Source organism: Mycobacterium sp. pUA109 (genome assembly GCF_041287095.1).
GTDB lineage: Bacteria > Actinomycetota > Actinomycetes > Mycobacteriales > Mycobacteriaceae > Mycobacterium.
In genome coordinates this window covers 38,589-59,175 of record NZ_JBGGKS010000003.1, presented here as the reverse complement: position 1 = coordinate 59,175, position 20,587 = coordinate 38,589, and the positions used below count along the sequence as shown (strand labels likewise).

Sequence of the window (20,587 nt, the reverse complement as noted above, 5' to 3'; positions counted from 1 at the left end):
TTGCACGCAGCACCTGCCAGGCGCCGGCCAGGTCGGCCAGCAGCAGATCCGCATCCCACGGCGGCGCCGTGCCGTTGCTCGGTGCGAGGCCCAGCGCGACGTCCGCGCAGGACAGCGCCGGCCCCCCGGTTGCCGACAGCACGGCGACGGTGTGCCCGTCGCGTTGCAGGTCGGCCAGCGCGGTGCCCAGCGCGTCCTCGGTGCCGGCGTCGACCGGCGCGACGGTGTCGAACGCGGTCCGCAGCTCGCCCAGGGCGTCGTCGTCGACCGTGACGAGGGTCGCCCCGGAGGCGCGTGCCTGGACCAGCACCGCCGACGCCAGCGGGTGATGGGCGGGCGCGATCAGCGCCTCCGCCGCCCCGTTCCGCGCGCCGACCCGCGGCAGCCGGTGCCAGCCCGGTTTCAGACCGGGCTGGCCCAGCAGCGCCTGCGCCTTTTCCCAGGCCGTCGGCAGCTGGTGGTCGCCGACACCGCGGACGGTGACGACCCGCAACTTCTCACCGCACAGCACCCGCGGGTCGACGAGCAGCGCGTCGACCTTGTCCAGCCGACGCAACGCCTCCGGCCGCAACGGCAGCACGCGGTGCTGGTCGGCCAGCCCCTGCCCGAGCGTCGCCGCGAAGGACTCCCGGGTGGTGCGCAGCGCTTTGGGTGCCGCCACCACCGCCGCCGTCGAAGCCATCGCGACGTTGCGGGTGACGACCCCCACCAGACCGGCGCCGATGGCCTGCACGAACGCCACCCGGGTGCCGTGCCGCTCGGCCGGCCCGGCCGGGGGCGGCACCGGGCGCGACCGGTGGTGCACCTCGGCGTGGTCGGCGAAGGCGGCCAAGGCCGGTTCGTGGCGGTTCCATGCCTGCGCGGCGGCGCGGCACTCCAGGGCCTTGAGCGCCTGCACCGCCAGGTCGACCGACAATGTCGCGGGCGACAGCGTGACGACGTGCGCGGTGACGGAGATCAGCGACAACACGGTGTCGGTCGCGCCGACCCCGATCCGGTCCTCCAGCCGCCGCCGCACCCACGGTTGGTAGTTCGCGAGCGCCGCGACCGCGTCGACGGCGACGGGCGCGGCCGGCAACCGCAGCATCCGGCCCGCGACCGCGAAGGCCAGCCCGGCGGCGTTGACCCCGACCATCGCCCCCTTGGTGGCCAGCAGCAGGCCGTCGCCGGGCAGGCTGGCGGCCCGGGTTGGTGCCGGGGGCGCGCCGGTTTCCGTCCGGGTGCGCTGTTCGGCGTCGTTGACCACCGAACACAGCTCGGGAAGCGACGTCTGGTCGGCGTCGAACTCGATCACGGCCCGTGCCAGCGGGCGGTTCAGGCTGACCGACGTGACACCGGGGTGGGCCGCCAGCGCGTCGAGCACGGCGCGGCCGCGTTCGGCCCCGTCCGACCCGTGGACACCGCGGACCTCGATCCACGCGCGGCCATCACCGACCCAGCTGCGCCGGGTCAGCGACGTCACCGAGGCCTCACCGGACAAGATCTTGGCGCCGTGGCGAATCGGCAGGGTCGCGAGGTCGACACTGGCCACGGCCGCCGCACCGACGGCGTCGGCCGCACCGGTCGCGGTGTGCACCGCGGCGTCCAGGCACGCCGAGGTCGCTCGGATTCCGAATTCGACCGCCCGCAGCGGCGAGAACGTCTGCATGTACTAAAAACCTCCGGCGGTCGCGACAACGCCGGAGGTCTCTTCCGCCGAAAACGGCCCGCGGTACCGGTCGTCCCCTGATGGTCGACGTGATGACGACACCGCGGCGAAGGAATACTCCCCTCCGCCCGTCGAGTCTGCCATATCGCGGCGCGGCGTGCTGTTGGGCCGACTCCCCGTCTGCTGGGTAGTTTCTACAGGCGTGCCGATACCGGAGGTCCCCGCGCAGTACCTGCGCTCGTCATCGGCTCCGCAGCCGCGCACCCTGGTCGACATCCTGCACGCCACCGCGGCCCGCTACCCCGACGCCGCCGCGATCGACGACGGCACCGTGGTGTTGACCTACGCCGAGTTGATCGCCGACATCGAGGAGAGCGTGGCGTGGCTGGCCGCCCGCGGCATCGGCCGCGGCGACCGGATCGGCATCCGGATGCCGTCGGGCAGCTACGCGCTGTACATGGCGATCCTGGCGGTGCTGGCGACCGGCGCGGCCTATGTGCCCGTCGACGCCGACGACCCGATCGAGCGGGCCGAGCTGGTGTTCAACGAGGCGCTGGTGACGGCGGTGATCACCGAGCAGGGGCTGGTGCGCGGGCCCGGCTCGTCGCGGGGCTGGCGCGCCGCGGCGCCGCTGAGCCGCGACGACGCCTGGATCATCTTCACCTCCGGCTCCACCGGCACCCCCAAAGGGGTGGCCATCACCCACCGCAACGCGGCCGCGTTCGTCGACGCCGAAGCGCAGCTGTTCGTGCAGCACCAGCCGATCGGGCCGGGCGACCGGGTGCTGGCCGGCCTGTCGGTGGCCTTCGACGCGTCCTGTGAGGAGATGTGGCTGGCGTGGCGGCACGGCGCCTGCCTGGTGCCGGCCCCGCGGTCGCTGGTGCGCAGCGGCGTGGACCTGGGTCCGTGGCTGGTGGCCCGGGACGTGACCGTGGTGTCGACGGTGCCGACGCTGGCGGCGCTGTGGCCGGCCGAGGCGCTGGAAGCGGTGCGGCTGCTGATCTTCGGCGGTGAGGCCTGCCCACCCGAGCTGGCCGAGCGGCTGGCGGTCGACGGTCGGGAGGTGTGGAACACCTACGGGCCCACCGAGACCACCGTGGTGGCTTGCGCGGCCAAGCTGGGCGGAACCGGGCCGGTGCGCATCGGGATGCCGCTGCCCGGCTGGGATCTGGCCGTCGTCGACGCCGACGGGGCGCCGGTGGGCTACGGCGAGGTCGGTGAGCTGGTGATCGGCGGCGTCGGCCTGGGCCGCTACCTCGACGCCGCCAAGGACAGCGACAAATACGCCCCGCTGCCGACGCTGGGCTGGCGGCGCGCCTACCGCAGCGGGGATTTGGTGCGGCTGGAACCCGGCGGGCTGCTGTTCTGCGGCCGCGCCGACGACCAGGTCAAGGTCGGCGGCCGCCGCATCGAGCTCGGTGAGGTGGATGCCGCGCTGATGGCCCTGCCCGGGGTCGGCGGCGGCGCGACCGCGGTGCGCCGCACCGCGCGCGGCACCCCGCTGCTGGTCGGCTACATCGTCAGCGCCGACCCGGGGTTCGACCTGGCCGCCGCGCGCGCCGCGCTGGCCCATACGCTGCCGCCGGCGCTGGTGCCGCGGCTGGTGCTGGTCGACGAGCTGCCCACCCGCACGTCGGGCAAGGTGGACCGCGACGCGCTGCCCTGGCCGCTGGCCGAGGAGCCGGCCGCCGAGTTGTCCGGCACCCTGGGCTGGCTGGCCGGGCTGTGGACTGAGGTGCTGGCCGCGCCGGTCGACGGACCGCAGGCCGACTTTTTCGCGCTCGGCGGCGGCTCGTTGCAGGCCGCGCAGCTGGTGGCCGCGCTGCGGGGGCGCTACCCGCAGCTCACCGTGGCCCAGCTCTACGACCATCCCCGGCTCGGCTCGCTGGCCGGGTTCCTCGACGACGTCGCCGAACTCGACCCGCCGCTGGAGGTGGCCCCGCGCGCGGTGCGGCCCACCCCGCGGCGCACCCAGGCCGCGCAGCTGCTGGCGGCGCTGCCGCTGGCCACCCTGACCGGTCTGCAGTGGGTGACCTGGCTGGCCGTGCTCAACAACACCGCGGCGGCGCTGCACCCGGTTCCGTGGCTGGTCCGCGTGGACTGGTGGTGGGTGGTCGGGGCGTTCCTGCTGTTCGTCACCCCGCCGGGGCGGATGGGGATCGCGGTGCTGGGGGCGCGGCTGTTGCTGTCCGGCCTGCGGCCGGGCAGCTATCCGCGCGGCGGCGGCGAGCACCTGCGGGTGTGGCTGGCTGAACGGCTGGCCGCGGCCAGCGGCGCGGAGAACCTGGCCGGCGCGCCGTGGCTGGTCTACTACGCCCGGGCGCTGGGCAACCGGGTCGGCAAGGGGGTGGACCTGCACTCCACCCCGCCGGTGACCGGGATGCTGACGTTGGGGCACCGCTGCGCGATCGAACCGGAGGTCGACCTGTGCGGGCATTGGATTGACGGCGACGTGTTTCACGTCGGGCCGATCACGGTCGGCAACGACGCCACCATCGGGGCCCGCACCACGCTGCTGCCCGGGGCGTCGGTGGGCAAGGACGCCGACATCGCCCCGGGCTCCGGGGTGATCGGCAAGGTGAAAAACGGCCAGTACTGGAGCGGCTCGCCGGCGGTGAAGTCGGGCAAGGCGCGCCATCCCTGGCCGCAGCAGCGGCCGCCGCGGCGACCGGCGTGGGTGGCGATGTACGGGTTGACGTCGCTGCTGCTGGGCGGGCTGCCGTTGGTGGCGCTGGGGGTCGGGCTGGCGGTGCTGGGCTGGGCGGTGCGCGACACCGCCACGCTGACCGCCGCGATCGGCCCGGCGGCGGCCTGGACGCCGGTGGCGGCGCTGGCCGCCGTGGCGACCTACGCGGTGCTGACCGTGCTGGGGGTGCGGGCGCTGTCGGTCGGGCTGCGCGCCGGGTATCACCCGGTGCGCAGCCGGGTCGGCTGGCAACTGTGGGCGACCGAACGGCTGATGGATTCGGCCCGCAACTACCTGTTCCCGCTGTACGCCAGCCTGCTCACCCCGGGGTGGCTGCGGCTGCTGGGCGCCCAGGTGGGCCGCGGCACCGAGATCTCCACCGTGCTGCAAACCCCGAAGTTCACCGTGGTCGCCGACGGGGCGTTCCTGGCCGATGACACCATGGTCGCCTCCTACGAGCTGGGCGGCGGCTGGATCCACGTCGCCCAGGCCACCATCGGCAAGCGGGCGTTCCTGGGCAACTCGGGGATCACCCAGCCCGGCCGGCGGGTGCCGGACGACGCGCTGGTGGCGGTGCTCTCGGCGGCGCCGCACAAGGCCAAAACCGGGTCGTCGTGGCTGGGCAGCCCGCCGGTGCGGCTGCGCCGGCAGGCCAGCGACGCCGACACCAACCGCACCTTTGACCCGCCGCTGCGGCTGAAGCTGATGCGCGCGCTGGTCGAGACCGCTCGATTGATCCCGGTTTTGGCGACCTTCGCGATCGGGGTCAGCGTGCTGGGTGTGTTGCAGTGGCTGGCAACCGAATTCGGTTACCGCGGGGCGGCGCTGGGCTGCGGGGTGGTGCTGCTGGGCGCGGGCGCGGTGGCCGGCGCTGCCGCCGTGGTGGCGAAATGGCTGGTGGTCGGCCGCATCCGGGCGACGGACCGGCCGCTGTGGTCGTCGTTCGTGTGGCGCAACGAGGTGTCGGACACCTTCGTCGAAACCGTGGCCGCACCGTGGTTCGCCCGCGCGGCGACCGGCACCCCGGTGATGAACCTGTGGCTGCGCGCCCTGGGCGCCGCGATCGGCCGCGGCGTGTGGTGCGAAACGTATTGGCTGCCCGAGGCCGATCTGGTGCGCCTGGGCGACGGCGCCACGGTGAACCGGGGTTGTGTGGTGCAGACCCACCTGTTCCACGACCGGATCATGCGGATGGATGCGGTGGTCCTGGACGCCGGCGCCACCTTGGGCCCCAACTGTGTGGCGCTGCCGGCGTCGCGGCTCGGGGCGGGCGCCACCGTCGGGCCGGCGTCGCTGGTGATGCGCGGCGATCAAGTGCCGGCCTCGACTCGGTGGCAGGGCAACCCGATCGCCCCGTGGCCGGTGTCGCGCAAGAAGCGTCGCCGCGCCGACAAGGGGCCGGAGGAGTCGGCGGCATGAGCAGCCCGGCCAAGAAATCCGCGAAGAAATCGGCGCGCGAGGTGGCGGCGCCGGTGGTGGACCCGTACGTGCCGACCACCGGCAACGTCGGCTACCGGGTGTCCCGCTATGAACTGGATTTGACGTACAAGATCGCGTCGAACCGGCTGACCGGCACCGCCGCCATCACCGCCGTCACCCTGGCGCCGCTGCGCAGCTTCACCCTGGACCTCGCCGACACACTGTCGGTGACCAAGGTGTGGGTGGGCGGGCGGCGTCCGGCGCGGTTCGCGGCGTCGGGCGGCAAGCTGCGCATCACGTTGGCCGCTGAACTGCCCGCCGGGGCCGCCCTGCCGATCACCATCCGCTACGGCGGTTCGCCCAGGCCGATCCAAAGCCTTTGGGGTGAAGTGGGTTTCGAGGAACTGTCGGATGGCGTGCTGGTCGCCGGGCAGCCCAACGGCGCGGCGTCGTGGTTTCCCTGCGACGACCGTCCCAGCGCCAAGGCCAGTTACCGCATCCAGATCAGCACCGACAACGCCTACGCCGCGATCGCCAACGGGGAATTGGTGTCGCGGCGGGCCCGGGCCGGCTACACCACCTGGACCTACGAACAGGCCGAGCCGACCGCGAGCTACCTGATCACCCTGCAGATCGGCCGGTACGCGACCCATCGGCTGGCCGACAGCACGGTGCCGATGCTGGCCGCGCTGCCGCCGCGGCTGCGGCACCACTTCGACCACGACTTCGCCCGGCAACCCGAGATGATGCAGCTGTTTGCCCGGTTGTTCGGGCCGTATCCGCTGGCCGGCGGCTACACCGTGGTGGTGACCGACGACGACCTGGAGATCCCGCTGGAGGCGCAGGGGATATCGATCTTCGGGGCCAACCACTGCGACGGCGCGGGCAAATCGGAGCGGCTGATCGCCCACGAGCTGGCCCACCAGTGGTTCGGCAACTCGGTGACCGCCCGGCGGTGGCGCGACATCTGGTTACACGAGGGTTTCGCCTGCTACGCCGAATGGCTGTGGTCCGAGCACTCCGGCGGGCCCAGCGCCGCCGAGCTAGCCCGCGGCTACCACCGGCGGCTGGCCGGGTCGCCGCAGGATCTGCTGCTGGCCGACCCGGGGCCGGCCGATATGTTCGACGACCGCGTGTACAAGCGCGGTGCGCTGACCTTGCATGTGCTGCGCGGCGAACTCGGTGACACGAATTTCTTTGCGCTGCTGCGGGACTGGACCACCCGCTACCGGCACGGCAGCGCCGACACCGACGACTTCACCGGGCTGGCCGCCAACTATGCGTCGGTGTCGCTGCAGCCGCTGTGGCAAGCGTGGCTGTATTCAACGGCGGTCCCGCCGTTATGACGACCACCGGTTCGACGCTGGGCCCGGTCACCCGCAGCAGCGTGGCCCGGGTCGCCACCGCGACCGCGGTCACCGCGCTGTGCGGCTACGCGGTGGTGTATCTGGCCGCGCGCGACCTGGCCCCGGACGGGTTCTCGGTGTTCGCGGTGTTTTGGGGGGCGTTCGGCTTGGTCACCGGCGCCGCGAACGGCTTGCTGCAGGAGACCACCCGGGAGATCCGGTCCATCCAGTTCGGCGTGCCGGCACCCGGGCGGGTCACCCGACCGCTGCGGGTGGCCGCGCTGCTGGGGCTGGCCGCCGCGGTGGTGATCACCGGCACGTCGCCGCTGTGGAGCGGCCCAGTGTTCGCCGACGCACGCTGGCTGTCGGTGGGGCTGCTCAGCGTCGGGCTGGCCGGGTTCTGCCTGCACGCCACCCTGCTGGGGATGCTGGCCGGCGCCAACCGGTGGACCCAGTACGGGGCGTTGATGGTCACCGACGCCGTCATCCGGGTGGGGGTCGCCGCCGCCACTTTCGTGATCGGCTGGGGTCTGGTCGGGTTTTTGTGGGCCACCGTGGCCGGGGCGGTGGCCTGGCTGCTGCTGCTGCTCGGCTCCCCGGTGACCAGGGCGGCCGCCCGACTGCTCACCCCGGTGAGCACCGTGACCTTCCTGCGCGGGGCCGCGCATTCGATCACCGCGGCCGGGGCCAGCGCGATCCTGGTGATGGGTTTCCCGGTGCTGCTGAAGGCCACCTCCGGCGAGCTCGGCGCCGAGGGCGGCGTGGTCATCTTGGCGGTGACGCTGACCCGGGCGCCGCTGCTGGTGCCGCTGACCGCCATGCAGGGCAACCTGATCGCCCACTTCGTGGACCAGCGCAGCCGGCGGCTGCGGGCGCTGCTGTCGCCGGCGGTGGTGATCGCCGGGGTCGGCGCGGTGGGGGTGCTGGCCGCCGGGCTGCTGGGCCCGTGGTTGCTGCGGGCCGCGTTCGGCGCCGACTATCAGGCCTCGGGCGTGTTGCTGGCCGGGCTGACCGGCGCGGCGGTGGTGATGGCCATGTTGACGTTGACCGGCGCCGCCGCGGTGGCAGCCGCGCTGCACCGCGCCTACGCGCTGGGCTGGGTCGGTGCGACGGTGGCGTCGACGCTGCTGCTGCTGGTGCCGCTGGATCTGCAGACCCGTACCGTGGTCGCCCTGATGACCGGTCCGTTGGCGGGAATCGCCGTCCACCTGGCCGCGCTGACCCGGACCGACCGCTGATCAGCGTGTAGCTTGTTGGCGTAATGGACCCGAAGGACACGGCCGCCCACTACCCCAACGTGTGGATCGTCATACCGGCATTCAACGAAGCCACCGTCATCGGCGAGGTCGTCTCCGAGGTCCGCTCGGTGTTCCGTAACGTCGTCTGCGTCGACGACGGCAGCGCCGACGGCACCGGCGAGATCGCCCACCGCGCCGGGGCACACCTGGTGCGCCACCCGGTCAACCTGGGGCAAGGCGCCGCGATTCAGACCGGTGTCGAATACGCCCGCCGCCAGCCCGGCGCCCAGGTCTTCGCCACCTTCGACGCCGACGGTCAGCACCGGGTCACCGACGTGGTGGCGATGGTGCAGCGGCTGGCCGCCGGCGGGGCCGACATCGTCATCGGCACCCGCTTCGCCCGCCCGGGCGGCAGCCGCCCGCCGCTGGCCAAACGCATCGTGCTGCAGACCGCGGCCCGGCTGAGCCGACGCAGCCGACGGCTGGGGTTGACCGACGCCCACAACGGCCTGCGGGTGTTCAACAAGACCGTCGCCGACGGGCTCAACATCACCATGAACGGGATGAGCCACGCCAGCGAATTCATCATGCTCATCGACGAAAACCGGTGGCGGGTGGTCGAAGAACCGATCGAAATCCTCTACACCGCGTACTCGAAGTCCAAAGGCCAGCCGCTGCTCAACGGCGTCAACATCATCTTCGACGAATTGCTGCGGGGAAGGATGCCGCGATGACCATCCACTGGATCCAGGTGCTGCTGATCGTGGCGATCCTCGCGTTGTTCGGGTTGTTGCGGTCGCGCACCAGCGCGAAGTCGCGGGCCTGGGTCAAGGTCGGCTACGTGGCGTTCGTGTTCGCCGGCGTGTACGCGGTGCTGCGACCGGACGACACCACCGTGGTGGCGCACCTGCTGGGGGTCAAACGCGGCACCGACCTGATGCTGTACGCGCTGATCATCGCGTTCATCTTCACCACCTTGAGCACCTACATGCGGTTCAAGGATTTGGAGTTGCGCTACGCCCGGCTGGCCCGGGCGATCGCCCTGGAAAGCGCCCAGCCCCCCGAACAGAGCTAACCCGGAAAAACCGCGCCGACTGTGCGGTTTCGTACGCGACACGCCGGACGGGGCGTATGGCACCGCACAGTCGCGCACACTGGTTCGCGGAGCCCCCGGTGATCGACCGCTAACCCGCGGCGTGCACCTGGCGGAAGTAGGCCACCGTGCGGCGCAGGCCCTCGTCCAGGCTGGTTTGGGGACGCCACCCCAGCACCCGCTCGGCGCGGCTGATGTCCAGGCAGGACCGCTTGAGATCACCCAGCCGCGGCGGGTGGAACTCCGGATCGTCGGGCGCGCCGACCGCGGCCGCGATCGCGCGGTGCAGTTGCCGCACCGAGGTTTCCGCCCCGGTGCCGATGTTGAACCGCTGCCCGCCGCCGGCCGGCCCGGACGCCTTGACGAAGGCGTCGACCACGTCGTCGACGAACACGTAGTCGCGGGTGTCGGAGCCATCACCGAAGATCTTGGTGGGTTTGCCGGACAACAGCGCCTGGCTGAAGATCGCCACCACCCCGGCTTCGCCGTGCGGGTCCTGGCGCGGCCCGTACACGTTGCCGGGTGCGACGTGGCTGCACTGCAGCCCGTACATGTTGCGGAAGGTGTTGAGGTAGATCTCGCCGCCGACCTTGCCCGCCGCGTACGGCGAGGCCGGATCGGTGGGAACGTCTTCGCCGGTCGGATACGACGGCGGGGTGCCGTAAATGGAGCCGCCCGAGGAGGTGTGCACGATCTTGCGAACCTGCGCGCGCCGCGCCGCCTCGGCCAGCCGCACCGTGCCGATGACGTTGACCGACGCGTCGAAGGCCGGGTCGGCCACCGAGTGCCGCACATCGATCTGCGCGGCCAGGTGAAACACCACCTCGGGCCGATGCTCGTCGAGGATCGCGGCCAGATCCGCGGTCACGATATCGGCCTCGACGAAGACGAACTCGGGGTCGTCGCTGAGGTGCTCGAGGTTGGTGGCCCGCCCGCTGGCGAAGTTGTCCAGGCCGAGGACGCTGTGCCCGTCGGCCCGCAAACGGTCGACCAGCGTGGACCCGATGAACCCGGCCGCGCCGGTGACCAGTGCACGCACCGGCCCACCATACCGACCGGTAAGAAAGAGCTATGACCGCCCGGACGACTCGCCTCCCGTGGGTCGCCGCCACCGCGGCGGTCCTGATCATCGCCCAACTGGTGGTCCGGGCGGTGCTGGCGTTCGACGGCTACTTCTACTGGGACGACCTGATCCTGGTCGGCCGGGCCGGCACCCAGGACCTGCTGTCGTCGTCGTATCTGCTCGACGACCACGACGGGCACGTGATGCCGGCCGCGTTCCTGCTCGCCGGCGCGATCACCCGGTGCTGGCCGCTGGTGTGGGCCGGTCCGGCGGTCAGCTTGGTGGTGCTGCAACTGCTGGCGTCGCTGGCGCTGCTGCGGGCGCTGTGGGTGATCTTGGGGTGGCGGCCGATGCTGCTCATCCCGCTGACCTTCGCGCTGTTTTGCCCGCTGGGGTTGCCGGCCTTCGCGTGGTGGTCGGCGGCGCTCAACGCGCTGCCGATGCTGGCCGCACTGGCCTGGGTGTGCGCCGACGCGATACTGCTGGTGCGCACCGGCCGGCAGCGCTACGCGCTGACCGGGGTGCTGGCGTACCTGAGCGGTCTGCTGTTTTTCGAGAAGGCCGCGGTGATCCCGTTCGTCGCGTTCGCGGTGGCCGCGTTGCTGGCCCATGTGCAGGGTGATCGGGCCGCGGTAGGAACCGTGTGGCGGGCCGGGCGCCGGTTGTGGACGGCGTCGCTGGCGCTGACCGCGGCCTGGATCGCGCTGTATCTGGCGGTGGTCAATCAGCGGCGGTGGAGTTTCGACCTAGCGATGACGTGGGATCTGTTGCGCCGCTCAGTCACCCACGGCATCGTGCCCGCGCTGGCCGGCGGGCCGTGGACCTGGGACCGGTGGGCGCCGGCGTCGCCGTGGGCCGCGCCCGGCGCGGCGGTGATGGTGCTCGGCTGGTTGGTGCTGGCCGGCGTGGCGCTGGTCTCACTGCTGCGCAAGCGTCGCCTCGGTGCGGTGTGGCTGGCCGCGGTCGGCTACGCGGCGGCCTGCCAGGTGCCGATCTATTTGATGCGCTCGTCGGCGTTCACCGCACTGGAACTCGCCCAGACGCTGCGTTATCTGGCCGACCTTCTGGTGGTGCTGGCCGTGCTGGCGGGCGTGGGATTGTGTGCGCCGAACCGGGATTCGTCGCGGTGGCTGAACGCCTCCGTAGCGCGCACGGTGGTGACAATCGCGTTGGCGGCGGCGTTCGTGGCCAGCAGCCTGTATTCCACCGCGACGTTTCTGGCGTCGTGGCGGGACAACCCGGCCGAGCCCTATCTGCGGCACGCCCGGCAAGCCCTGGCCGCCGCCCGCGCCGACTCCGATGCGCCGCTGCTCGATCAGGAGGTCGACCCGATGGTGCTGCAGCGGGTGGTCGGGCCGGAGAACCGGGCCAGCCACCTGTTCGCGCTGCTGCGGGATCGTCCCGAATTCGCGTCGACGACAACGCTGTTGCGGATGCTGGACAGCACCGGCCGGCTGGTCGACGCACAGGTCACCTGGGTCCGCACCATCGTGCCGGGGCCGGTGCCGCGGTGCGGATACTTTGCGCAGCCCGACATTCCGACGCGGCTGGTGCTGGACGGCCCGCTGCTGCCGGCGGACTGGACCGCCGAGATCAACTACCTGGCCAACGTCGACGGCTCGATGACGTTGGCGCTGTCCGAAGGTCCCGCCACCAAGGTCCCGGTGCATCCCGGCCTGAACCGGGTCTACGTGCGGCTGCCCGGCGCCGGCAACGACATCAGCGTGCGCGCCGACACCGCGGCCCTGTCGGTGTGCATCGCCTCGGGCCCGGTCGGGTACGTGGCGCCACGGTAGGTGGGGGCGTGTCCCTCGGGGCCGTTTGCGCCGGGGCGCGCCGGCCAAAGTTGAGTAGAATTGCGTATCCCCGCGGCCCGGCGGTGGTGCGAATATTTCTGGCATGGAAACACCACAACCACTTCTCCGCTCCACCAGCGCCTTCTTCACCCAATCCGCCATCGCGTTCGGGGTGTCGCTGAGCTCCCTGGCCATCGGGATCACCTTCCTGCCAATGTCGGTCTGGCAGCGGGGTTTTCTGGCGGTGTGCGGGCTGTTCTTGGTGACCAGTTGCTTCAACCTCGCCAAGGTGATCCGCGACCAGCACGAAGTCCAACAGATCCGCAACCGGGTGGATGAAGCCCGCATGGAACAGATGTATGTCGGACACAACCCGCTCAAGGGCGTCGTCTAAGCGATCGATCGCTCGACAGATCCCCCGTCGGGCTCAGCACCCGGCGGGGATCTGTGGCGCCAGAAGCGCCGTTTGCGAACCGGGTAGGCAAGAAGTGAGGTCAACCGGCGTCGTTAACTTCACTTAATGGAATAAGTGAAGTTAAACTGGTTCCGTGACTTCACTTCGTCCTGTCACCTACGAGAACGTGCGTTGGGAACCACAGGGGGTGCGGTACGCGAGCACGGCGTTGCCGAAGTACGGCACCTACCGTCCCGTACTGCCGGCCCGCATTGCCGACCTGGTCCTGGACCTTCCGCCGTCCGTAGTCGCGGAAGCCGAAGCCGCGAGCTACGAGATCGCGCGCTTCGACGCCGAACTCGGAGGCGAGATCGCACCGTTTGCCGCCGTGCTGTTGCGGTCGGAGTCCGCGGCCAGCTCGCAGATCGAGAACCTGACGGCATCGGCCCGCGCTATCGCCGAGGCGGAGCTCGCCGGTGTCAGGGCCAAGCGCAACGCCGAGATGATCGTCGCCAACACCGCTGCAATGCGCGCGGCGGTCACCTTGTCCGACACCGTGGACGCCGACGCCATCCTGGAGATGCACCGCGCGTTGATGGTGAAAGAGCCGCACCACACCCCCGGCGAATTCCGTACCGAGCCGGTGTGGATCGGCGGTGGCTCCACCCCCGTCGGTGCAACATTCGTCGGCCCGCGCCACCAGCTAATCCCCGGCGCGATCAACGACCTGATCGCTTTCGTCCAGCGCTCCGACGTACCCGCACTGCCACAGATCGCCGTGGCCCATGCACAGTTCGAGACTATTCACCCGTTCACCGACGGGAACGGACGCACGGGTCGTGCACTGGTGCAGGCCATGTTGCGCAACAAAGGCATGATTCGCCAGGTGACGGTGCCGGTCTCGGCGGGGCTACTGGCTGACACGGGCGCATACTTCGCCGCACTGACCACCTACCGCGACGGTGACGCCGCCCCGATCGTCGAGCGCTTTGCGCGGGCCAGCGTCCTGTCCATCGCGAATGGACGTGAACTGGTCGCCGACCTTCGCGGCATCCGGGAGAACTGGAATCACGTGGTTACCGCGCGGTCCGATTCGGCGGTGTGGAGGCTCGCCGATCTGTTGACCCGACGCCCGGTCGTCAACGCGGCGTTACTGGCGCGGGAGCTGGGCATCGAGTCCACCAACGCTCACCGCTACCTCAACCCGCTCGCCGAGGCGGGGATCCTCGTCGAGACGAGTAGCGGCCCCCGCAACCGGGTGTGGCGTTCCCCTGAAGTGCTCGCCGCGCTCGACGCATTCGCCGAACGCGCCGGACGGCGAAGCCAACTGTAGTTGCGATACAACACCTTTGGTTGGCGATAAAAGAGGCTGGTCCGCCGGCTCAACAAGCAGGCAGCCCAACACGAACGGGCGGGGAGGCATATCCGCTGACCTGCAAAAATGGAGCCGCCTAGGAGAATCGAACTCCTGACCTATTCATTACGAGTGAATCGCTCTACCGACTGAGCTAAGGCGGCATGCCCGGTGCGGCCGGGCGGCACGAGTCTACGGCAGGCCCTGCGGGCCGCCCAAACTACAGGTCCGAACGCAAGGCCTGCCCAACGGTGGCGACCATGGCGTCGACGGCGAACTTCGGTTTGACATTGATGGTCAGCGCTTCGCGGCAGGCCAGCACCGCCTCGATGCAGCGCAGCAGCCGGTCCGGGCTGGCATGGGCGGCCAGCGCCGCCACCTTCTCGGCCATGTCCGGGTGGTTGGCCTGCACCGCAGCCGCCCCGGACGCCACCAGCAGCGCATCCCGGAAATAGGTGGCCAAATCGATCAACGCCCGGTCCAGCGCATCCCGCGACGCCCGGGTGTGGCGGGACTTCTGCCGCCGCTCCAGCTCCTTGATCGCCCCGGTGGCCCCGCGCAGCGCCCCCGCGGTGCCCTTGCCGGTGCCCCCGGCCCCCAACGCGGTGCGCAACTCCTCGGTCTCGGCCTCGGCCCGCTCGACGGTGAGATCCTTGGCCTCGGCCTCGGCGGCGGCTACCAGTTCCTCGGCCGCCGCGTAGGCCCGCGACGGGGTCGCCGCGTCCCGGGCCAGTCCCAACGCCTGCTGGCGCCGCTGCCGCGCCTGCGGATCGGTGGCCAGCCGCCGGGCCCGCCCCACATGCCCACCACTGACCGACGCCGCCCAGTCCGCCTCCTCGGCCGACAGCCCGTCGACCTCGGCCAGCACCCGCGCGATCGCGGTGGCCGACGGGGTGACCAGCGCGATGTGCCGACATCGTGAGCGCAGCGTCACCGCGATGTCCTCGGGGTCCACCGACGGCGCGCACAGCAAAAACACCGTCGACGGCGGCGGTTCTTCGACGACCTTGAGCAGCGCGTTGGCCGCACCCTCGGTGAGCCGGTCGGCGTCCTCGATCACCACGATCTGCCAGCGGCCGGTGCTCGGCCGCCGGGCCGCGGTCTGCACGATCGCCCGCATCTCGTCCACCCCGATGGACAGCCCCTCGGGGATGACGCGGCGCACATCGGCGTGGGTGCCGGCCATCGTCGTCGTGCAGGCCCGGCACTGCCCGCAGCCCGGGACGTCCGGCGAGGTGCACTGCAGCGCGGCGGCGAAACACAGCGCGGCCACCGACCGTCCCGACCCGGGCGGGCCGGTCACCAGCCAGGCGTGGGTCATGGTTCCGCCGCCCGAGCGGGTGTGAGACGAATCACTGCGGGCGGCCTGCGCGGCGGCCAGCAGCTCGGCTTCCACCGACTCCTGGCCCACCAGCCGCATAAAAACCCCGGACATCACCGGCAACAGTAATCCGCGTGTCCGACGCCACCGAGGATCGGCGGTTGTGCTGCGGGTTTTAAGCTACGTTTTGGTCGGCGCCGACCGATACGGTGGGCTGGTGAACACCACCGCGGCCCTGCCAGGACGGATCAGCGCATTCGTCCGCTGGCTGGCGCGCACCCCGTGGCCGGTGTTCACGCTGAGCATGCTGCAAGCCGACATCATCGGCGGCCTGTTCGTGCTGGGGTTCCTGCGTTTTGGGCTGCCGCCCGAGGACCGCATCGAACTGCAGGATCTGCCCCGCACCAACTTGGCGATCTTCGTGATCGTGATCGCGCTGCTGTTCCTGACCGGGGTGTCGGTGAGCGTGCGGCTGCTGGTGCCGGTGTTCCGCTGGCAGCGCCGCGACAGCCTGCTCACCGACACCGATCCGGCGACCACCGAGCTGGCCCGCTCCCGTGCGCTGCGGATGCCGTTCTACCGCACGCTGATCAGCCTGGGGTACTGGTCGGTCGGCGGCATCGTCTTCACCGGCGCCACCTGGCCGGTGGCCAAGCACGCGGTGCCGGTGGTCGCGGTCGCCACCGCCCTGGGTGCCGCCGCCACCGCGATCATCGGCTACCTGCAGTCCGAGCGGGTGCTGCGGCCGGTGGCCGTGTCCGCGCTGCGCGCCGGCCTGCCGGAGAATGTTCAAGCGCCCGGCGTCATTTGGCGTCAACTGCTGACCTGGACGCTGTCCACCGGGGTGCCGCTGCTGGCAATCGTGCTGGCGGTGGTGGCCGACAAGACCGCGCTGCTGCAAGCCTCCCCGGAGAAGCTGTTCACCCCGATCCTGTTGATGGCGTTGGTGGCCTTGGCCATCGGGCTGGCCAGCACCGTGCTGGTGGCCATGTCGATCGCCGACCCGCTGCGGCAGCTGCGCTGGGCCCTCGGTGAGGTGCAGCGCGGTAACTACAACGCGCACATGCAGATCTACGACGCCAGCGAGCTGGGCCTACTGCAGGCCGGCTTCAACGACATGGTGCGCGACCTGGCCGAGCGGCAGCGGCTGCGGGACCTGTTCGGCCGCTACGTCGGCGAGGACGTAGCCCGGCGCGCCCTGGAGCGGGGCACCGAGCTGGGCGGGCAGGAACGCGACGTCGCCGTGCTGTTCGTCGACATGGTCGGCTCCACCCAGCTGGCGGCCACCCGGCCGCCCAGCGAAGTCGTCAACCTGCTCAACGAGTTCTTCCGGGTCGTGGTGGACACCGTCGGGCGGCACGGCGGATTCGTTAACAAGTTTCAGGGGGACGCCGCGCTGGCCATCTTCGGTGCCCCGATCGAGCATCCCGACGCCGCCGGGGCGGCGTTGGCCGCCGCCCGCGAGTTGCACGACGAGCTGCTGCCGGTGCTGGGGGCCACCGAGTTCGGGATCGGGGTGTCGTCGGGCCGGGCCATCGCCGGCCATATCGGCGCCCAGGCGCGGTTCGAGTACACCGTGATCGGCGACCCGGTCAACGAGGCGGCCCGGCTCACCGAGCTGGCCAAGCTGGAAATCGGTCACGTGCTGGCGTCGGCGATCGCGGTCAGCGGTGCGCTGGATGCCGAGGCGTTGCGCTGGGACGTCGGCGAGATCGTGGAGCTGCGCGGACGCACGGTGCCCACCCAGTTGGCCCGGCCGCTGAATCTCGCGGTGACCGCCGAGGCGCCCCGTGAAACAGGCACCAGCGCCGCCCAATAGTCTGAGAAGACTCTAAGGACGTGTTAGCCCGATTGCCGGAAGACGTCGCGCCACAGCGACGGCGGGATGCTGAATTGACCGGGGTCGGTGAGGTTGGGCATCAGGCTGTCCGGGTCCAATCCGTCCACGCCCGCACCGCCGATGGTCACCGGCTCCGGCAGATCCACGGTGCCGCTCACCAGGTTGTCGGCGTCCGGGCCGAGCAATTGCAGCAGGTTGAGGAATTCCTGGTCCATGTCCTGGCTGGAGCCGGCGGAGAGTTGAATCGCGGGCACCTCGACGTCGGGCAGGGCCGGGTGGACCGGGGTAGCGGCGATCACGCCGGCACCCGCGAGGGCGACGGCGGCGGCGATGCCGCAACACACGGTCAGCCGCATAGCTCCCCTTGGTAGTCGCCCCCGTGACAACTGTCACATTCCAACATCCGACAGCTTACCTGAGAACAGGCTGAGCAACAACCGGTTTTGCAGTTAAGAACAATCAGCTGAGGCTGAGAACGTGCGCGGGAATGCAAGTTGACCAGGACTTATGCCCCACGCCCCGGGCGCCGCCGAGTCGGCCACGGCGCGGGTCCGGCGAAATCCCGGCAAGGGACCGCGTTAGCGTTTGGCGGCTTTTTTGGCCGCGGTTTTGCGCGCGGTTTTCTTGGCGGGCCGTTTGACCGGCCCCCGAGCCCGGCGCTCGGCCAGCAGTTCGGCCGCGCGCTCATCGGTGATCGACACCACGTCGTCGCCCTTGCGCAGGCTGGCGTTGGTCTCACCGTCGGTGACGTAGGGCCCGAACCGGCCATCCTTGATCAGCATCGGCTTACCCGTCGCCGGGTCATTGCCCAGTTCCCGCAACGGCGGCGCCGCCGCGGCTTGCCGACCACGCCGTTTCGGCTCGGCGTACAGCTTCAACGCTTCGTCGAGGGTGACGGTGAACAGCTGGTCCTCGGTGGCCAGCGACCGGGAGTCGGTGCCGCGCTTGAGGTACGGCCCGTAGCGGCCGTTCTGCGCGGTGATCTCCTCACCGGAGGCCGGGTCCACCCCGACCACCCGAGGCAGCGACAGCAGCTTGAGTGCGTCTTCCAGCGTCACCGTCTCCAGGTCCATGCTGCGCAGCAGCGACCCGGTGCGCGGCTTGGGGCCGGTGGGTTTCTTGCCCTTCTTGGCGGCGCCCTGACCGGGTTCGTCCTCGGGAGGCTCCGGCAGGATCTCGCTGACATACGGCCCGTACCGGCCGTCTTTGGCGACGATCTCGTGTCCGGTCTGCGGGTCCACCCCCAACACCCGGCCCTCCTGGGGGGTGGCGAACCGCTTTTCGGCGACGTCGAGAGTCAGTTCGTCGGGGGTCAGGGTGCCGTTGAGGTTGGCCCGCTGCGGGGTGGGTTCACCGTCGTCGCCGGCGACCATCCGTTCCAAATAGGGCCCGTTCTTGCCCACCCGCACATACACCGGACGGCCTTCGGCGTCGTCGAACAGCTTGATGGAGTTGACTTCCCGGGCGTCGATACCCTCCAGGTTGACGCCCACCAGCTTCTTGAGGCCGCCGGAACGCGCGATCGAATCCTCCACCCCGTGGTCGCCGCCGAAGTAGAAGTTGTTCAGCCAGTTGGTGCGGTGCTCGTGGCCGGCGGCGATCTCGTCGAGCTCGTCTTCCATCGCGGCGGTGAACCCGTAGTCGACGAGCCGGCCGAAGTGCTGCTCCAGCAGCCCGGTGACCGCGAACGCCACCCACGACGGCACCAGGGCGCTGCCCTTCTTGTGCACATAACCGCGGTCCTGGATGGTCTTGATGATCGACGAGTACGTCGACGGCCGGCCGATGCCGAGCTCTTCGAGCGCCTTGACCAGCGACGCCTCGGTGTAGCGGGGCGGCGGGTTGGTGGCGTGCCCGTCCGGGGTCAACTCGCTGGCGTCGACTCGCTGGCCCTGGGTCAGGTGCGGCAGCCGCCGCTCGGCGTCGTCCGCCTCGCCGCCGGCCAGCTCGTCCACGGTCTCCACGTACGCCTTGAGGAAGCCGGGGAAGGTGATGGTGCGCCCGCTGGCGGCGAACACCACCTGCTGGTCACCGGAGGCCCCGGCGATCCGCAGGCTCAGCGTGGTGCCGCGGGCGTCGGCCATCTGCGAGGCCACGGTGCGCTGCCAGATCAGCTCGTAGAGCCGGAAGTCGTCGCCGTCGAGCTCGCGGCGCAGCGCGTCGGGGGTGGCGAACGTCTCACCGGCGGGCCGGATGGCCTCGTGGGCTTCCTGGGCATTTTTCACCTTGCGGGTGTACTGCCGCGGTGACCCGGACACGTACTCGTCGCCGTAGAGCTGCCGCGCCTGGGTGCGGGCCGCCTCGATCGCCGAGGCCGACAGCGTCGTCGAGTCGGTCCGCATGTAGGTGATGTAGCCGTTCTCGTAGAGCCGCTGCGCGATGCTCATCGTCCGCTCGGCGGAGAACCGCAGTTTGCGGCCGGCTTCCTGCTGCAGCGTCGAGGTCATAAACGGCGCGTACGGACGCCGGGTGTAGGGCTTTTCCTCCACCGACGCCACCGACAGCTGCGCGCCGGCCAGCCCGGCGGCCAGCCCGCCCGCGGCGGCCTCGTCGAGCACCACCACCTCGTCGGGTTTTTTCAGCGCACCCAGCGAGTCGAAATCCCGCCCGGTGGCCACCCGCATGCCGTCGACGCTGGTCAGCCGGGCGGTGAAGGTGGGTGGGGCCGCGTTCGGGTCGGACACACTGGCGTCCAGCTCGGCGACCACATCCCAGTAGCTGGCGCTGCGGAACGCCATCCGGTCGCGTTCGCGCTGCACGATGATGCGGGTCGCCACCGACTGCACCCGGCCGGCCGACAGCTTGGGCGCGACCTTCTTCCACAGCACCGGGCTGACCTCGTAGCCGTACAGCCGGTCCAGGATGCGGCGGGTCTCCTGCGCGTCGACCAGGTCGAGGTCCAGGTCGCGGGGCTGTTCGGCGGCGGCGCGGATCGCCGGTTCGGTGATCTCATGGAAGACCATCCGCCGGACCGGGATCTTGGGCTTCAGGGTCTCCAGCAGATGCCAGGCGATGGCTTCGCCTTCGCGGTCACCGTCGGTGGCCAGATACAGTTCGTCAACGTCCTTGAGCAGGCCTTTGAGCTCGGTGACGGTGCTCTTTTTATCCGGGCTGATGATGTAGAGCGGTTCGAAGTCGGCGTCGACGTTGACCCCCAGCCGCGACCACGGCTCACTCTTGTACTTCGCGGGCACGTCGGCGGCGTTGCGGGGCAGGTCGCGGATGTGTCCCCGCGACGACTCGACGATGTAGTTCGAGCCCAGGTAACCAGCGATTTTGCGCGCCTTGGTGGGCGACTCGACAATGACGAGTCGCCGCACGCTTCCGTTTCCGCCGCTGCCGCGGGCGCTCACCGTCTTGGGGTCAGCCACCTTGCGCTTACGCTCCAC

General features: G+C 70.8%; 13 protein-coding genes and 1 tRNA gene. 9 read left to right on the top strand and 5 right to left on the bottom strand.

The window, feature by feature from the left end; all coding sequences use genetic code 11:
* Nucleotides 1-1,850: 1,850 nt before the first annotated feature.
* Genes ACAG26_RS04260 through ACAG26_RS04240 form a run of 5 tightly spaced genes read left to right on the top strand, consistent with a single transcriptional unit; the run spans nucleotide 1,851 to nucleotide 9,412 of the window.
* On the top strand, nucleotides 1,851-5,753 hold the full coding sequence (locus ACAG26_RS04260) for a Pls/PosA family non-ribosomal peptide synthetase (RefSeq protein WP_370479776.1): 3,903 nt from the start codon (nucleotides 1,851-1,853) through the stop codon (nucleotides 5,751-5,753).
* Complete coding sequence (locus ACAG26_RS04255; RefSeq protein ID WP_370479774.1) at nucleotides 5,750-7,099, top strand: M1 family metallopeptidase; 1,350 nt, start codon at nucleotides 5,750-5,752, stop codon at nucleotides 7,097-7,099. Before ACAG26_RS04260 ends, ACAG26_RS04255 begins: the two co-directional genes overlap by 4 nt.
* Nucleotides 7,096-8,337: a hypothetical protein gene (locus ACAG26_RS04250; RefSeq protein ID WP_370479771.1), complete on the top strand. Its 1,242-nt coding sequence runs from the start codon at nucleotides 7,096-7,098 to the stop codon at nucleotides 8,335-8,337. Before ACAG26_RS04255 ends, ACAG26_RS04250 begins: the two co-directional genes overlap by 4 nt.
* A gap of 23 nt (nucleotides 8,338-8,360) precedes the next feature.
* Complete coding sequence (locus ACAG26_RS04245) at nucleotides 8,361-9,071, top strand: glycosyltransferase family 2 protein (RefSeq protein WP_370479768.1); 711 nt, start codon at nucleotides 8,361-8,363, stop codon at nucleotides 9,069-9,071.
* 2 nt (nucleotides 9,072-9,073) lie between these two features.
* A complete protein-coding gene (locus ACAG26_RS04240; protein WP_370480382.1) occupies nucleotides 9,074-9,412 on the top strand; it encodes a DUF2304 domain-containing protein in 339 nt (112 codons plus the stop codon).
* 109 nt (nucleotides 9,413-9,521) lie between these two features.
* Here ACAG26_RS04240 and ACAG26_RS04235 read toward each other — a convergent pair whose 3' ends face one another.
* On the bottom strand, nucleotides 9,522-10,469 hold the full coding sequence (locus tag ACAG26_RS04235) for a GDP-mannose 4,6-dehydratase (RefSeq protein WP_370479766.1): 948 nt from the start codon (nucleotides 10,467-10,469) through the stop codon (nucleotides 9,522-9,524).
* 32 nt (nucleotides 10,470-10,501) lie between these two features.
* Between ACAG26_RS04235 and ACAG26_RS04230 the strand changes: the two genes are divergently transcribed.
* From ACAG26_RS04230 to ACAG26_RS04220, 3 genes are all read left to right on the top strand, one after another.
* Entirely contained in the window at nucleotides 10,502-12,289 is a 1,788-nt protein-coding gene (locus ACAG26_RS04230) for a hypothetical protein (protein WP_370479763.1), read from the top strand.
* A 103-nt stretch (nucleotides 12,290-12,392) separates the two neighbouring features.
* Nucleotides 12,393-12,683 carry a YiaA/YiaB family inner membrane protein gene (locus ACAG26_RS04225; protein WP_370479761.1) on the top strand — a complete coding sequence of 97 codons (291 nt, stop codon included), beginning with the start codon at nucleotides 12,393-12,395 and terminating at the stop codon, nucleotides 12,681-12,683.
* A gap of 154 nt (nucleotides 12,684-12,837) precedes the next feature.
* Nucleotides 12,838-14,016 carry a Fic family protein gene (locus tag ACAG26_RS04220; protein WP_370479759.1) on the top strand — a complete coding sequence of 393 codons (1,179 nt, stop codon included), beginning with the start codon at nucleotides 12,838-12,840 and terminating at the stop codon, nucleotides 14,014-14,016.
* A 109-nt stretch (nucleotides 14,017-14,125) separates the two neighbouring features.
* Here the strand turns inward: ACAG26_RS04220 and ACAG26_RS04215 are convergent.
* Both ACAG26_RS04215 and ACAG26_RS04210 read right to left on the bottom strand, forming a co-directional pair.
* Nucleotides 14,126-14,201: transfer RNA gene (locus ACAG26_RS04215), tRNA-Thr, on the bottom strand.
* Nucleotides 14,202-14,257: 56 nt separating this feature from the next.
* Complete coding sequence (locus ACAG26_RS04210) at nucleotides 14,258-15,472, bottom strand: DNA polymerase III subunit delta' (protein ID WP_370479757.1); 1,215 nt, start codon at nucleotides 15,470-15,472, stop codon at nucleotides 14,258-14,260.
* 49 nt (nucleotides 15,473-15,521) lie between these two features.
* Here ACAG26_RS04210 and ACAG26_RS04205 point away from each other — a divergent pair, with 49 nt between their 5' ends.
* The gene (locus ACAG26_RS04205) at nucleotides 15,522-17,177 is read left to right on the top strand and encodes an adenylate/guanylate cyclase domain-containing protein (RefSeq protein ID WP_370479755.1); all 1,656 of its coding nucleotides are present in this window, start codon (nucleotides 15,522-15,524) and stop codon (nucleotides 17,175-17,177) included.
* A gap of 23 nt (nucleotides 17,178-17,200) precedes the next feature.
* On the opposite strand, the gene ACAG26_RS04200 is transcribed toward ACAG26_RS04205, so the two are convergent.
* Entirely contained in the window at nucleotides 17,201-17,554 is a 354-nt protein-coding gene (locus ACAG26_RS04200; protein WP_370479753.1) for a hypothetical protein, read from the bottom strand.
* Between the two features lie 222 nt (nucleotides 17,555-17,776).
* Entirely contained in the window at nucleotides 17,777-20,569 is a 2,793-nt protein-coding gene (gene topA, locus ACAG26_RS04195; protein ID WP_370479751.1) for a type I DNA topoisomerase, read from the bottom strand.
* Nucleotides 20,570-20,587: the final 18 nt, after the last annotated feature.

Coding starts and splice junctions, on each gene's coding strand:
- ACAG26_RS04255 (WP_370479774.1), top strand. CDS start 5,750: ATGAGCAGCCCGGCCAAGAAATCCGCGAAGAAATCGGCGCGCGAGGTG.
- ACAG26_RS04250 (WP_370479771.1), top strand. CDS start 7,096: ATGACGACCACCGGTTCGACGCTGGGCCCGGTCACCCGCAGCAGCGTG.
- ACAG26_RS04245 (WP_370479768.1), top strand. CDS start 8,361: ATGGACCCGAAGGACACGGCCGCCCACTACCCCAACGTGTGGATCGTC.
- ACAG26_RS04230 (WP_370479763.1), top strand. CDS start 10,502: ATGACCGCCCGGACGACTCGCCTCCCGTGGGTCGCCGCCACCGCGGCG.
- ACAG26_RS04225 (WP_370479761.1), top strand. CDS start 12,393: ATGGAAACACCACAACCACTTCTCCGCTCCACCAGCGCCTTCTTCACC.
- ACAG26_RS04210 (WP_370479757.1), bottom strand. CDS start 15,472: ATGTCCGGGGTTTTTATGCGGCTGGTGGGCCAGGAGTCGGTGGAAGCC.
- ACAG26_RS04200 (WP_370479753.1), bottom strand. CDS start 17,554: ATGCGGCTGACCGTGTGTTGCGGCATCGCCGCCGCCGTCGCCCTCGCG.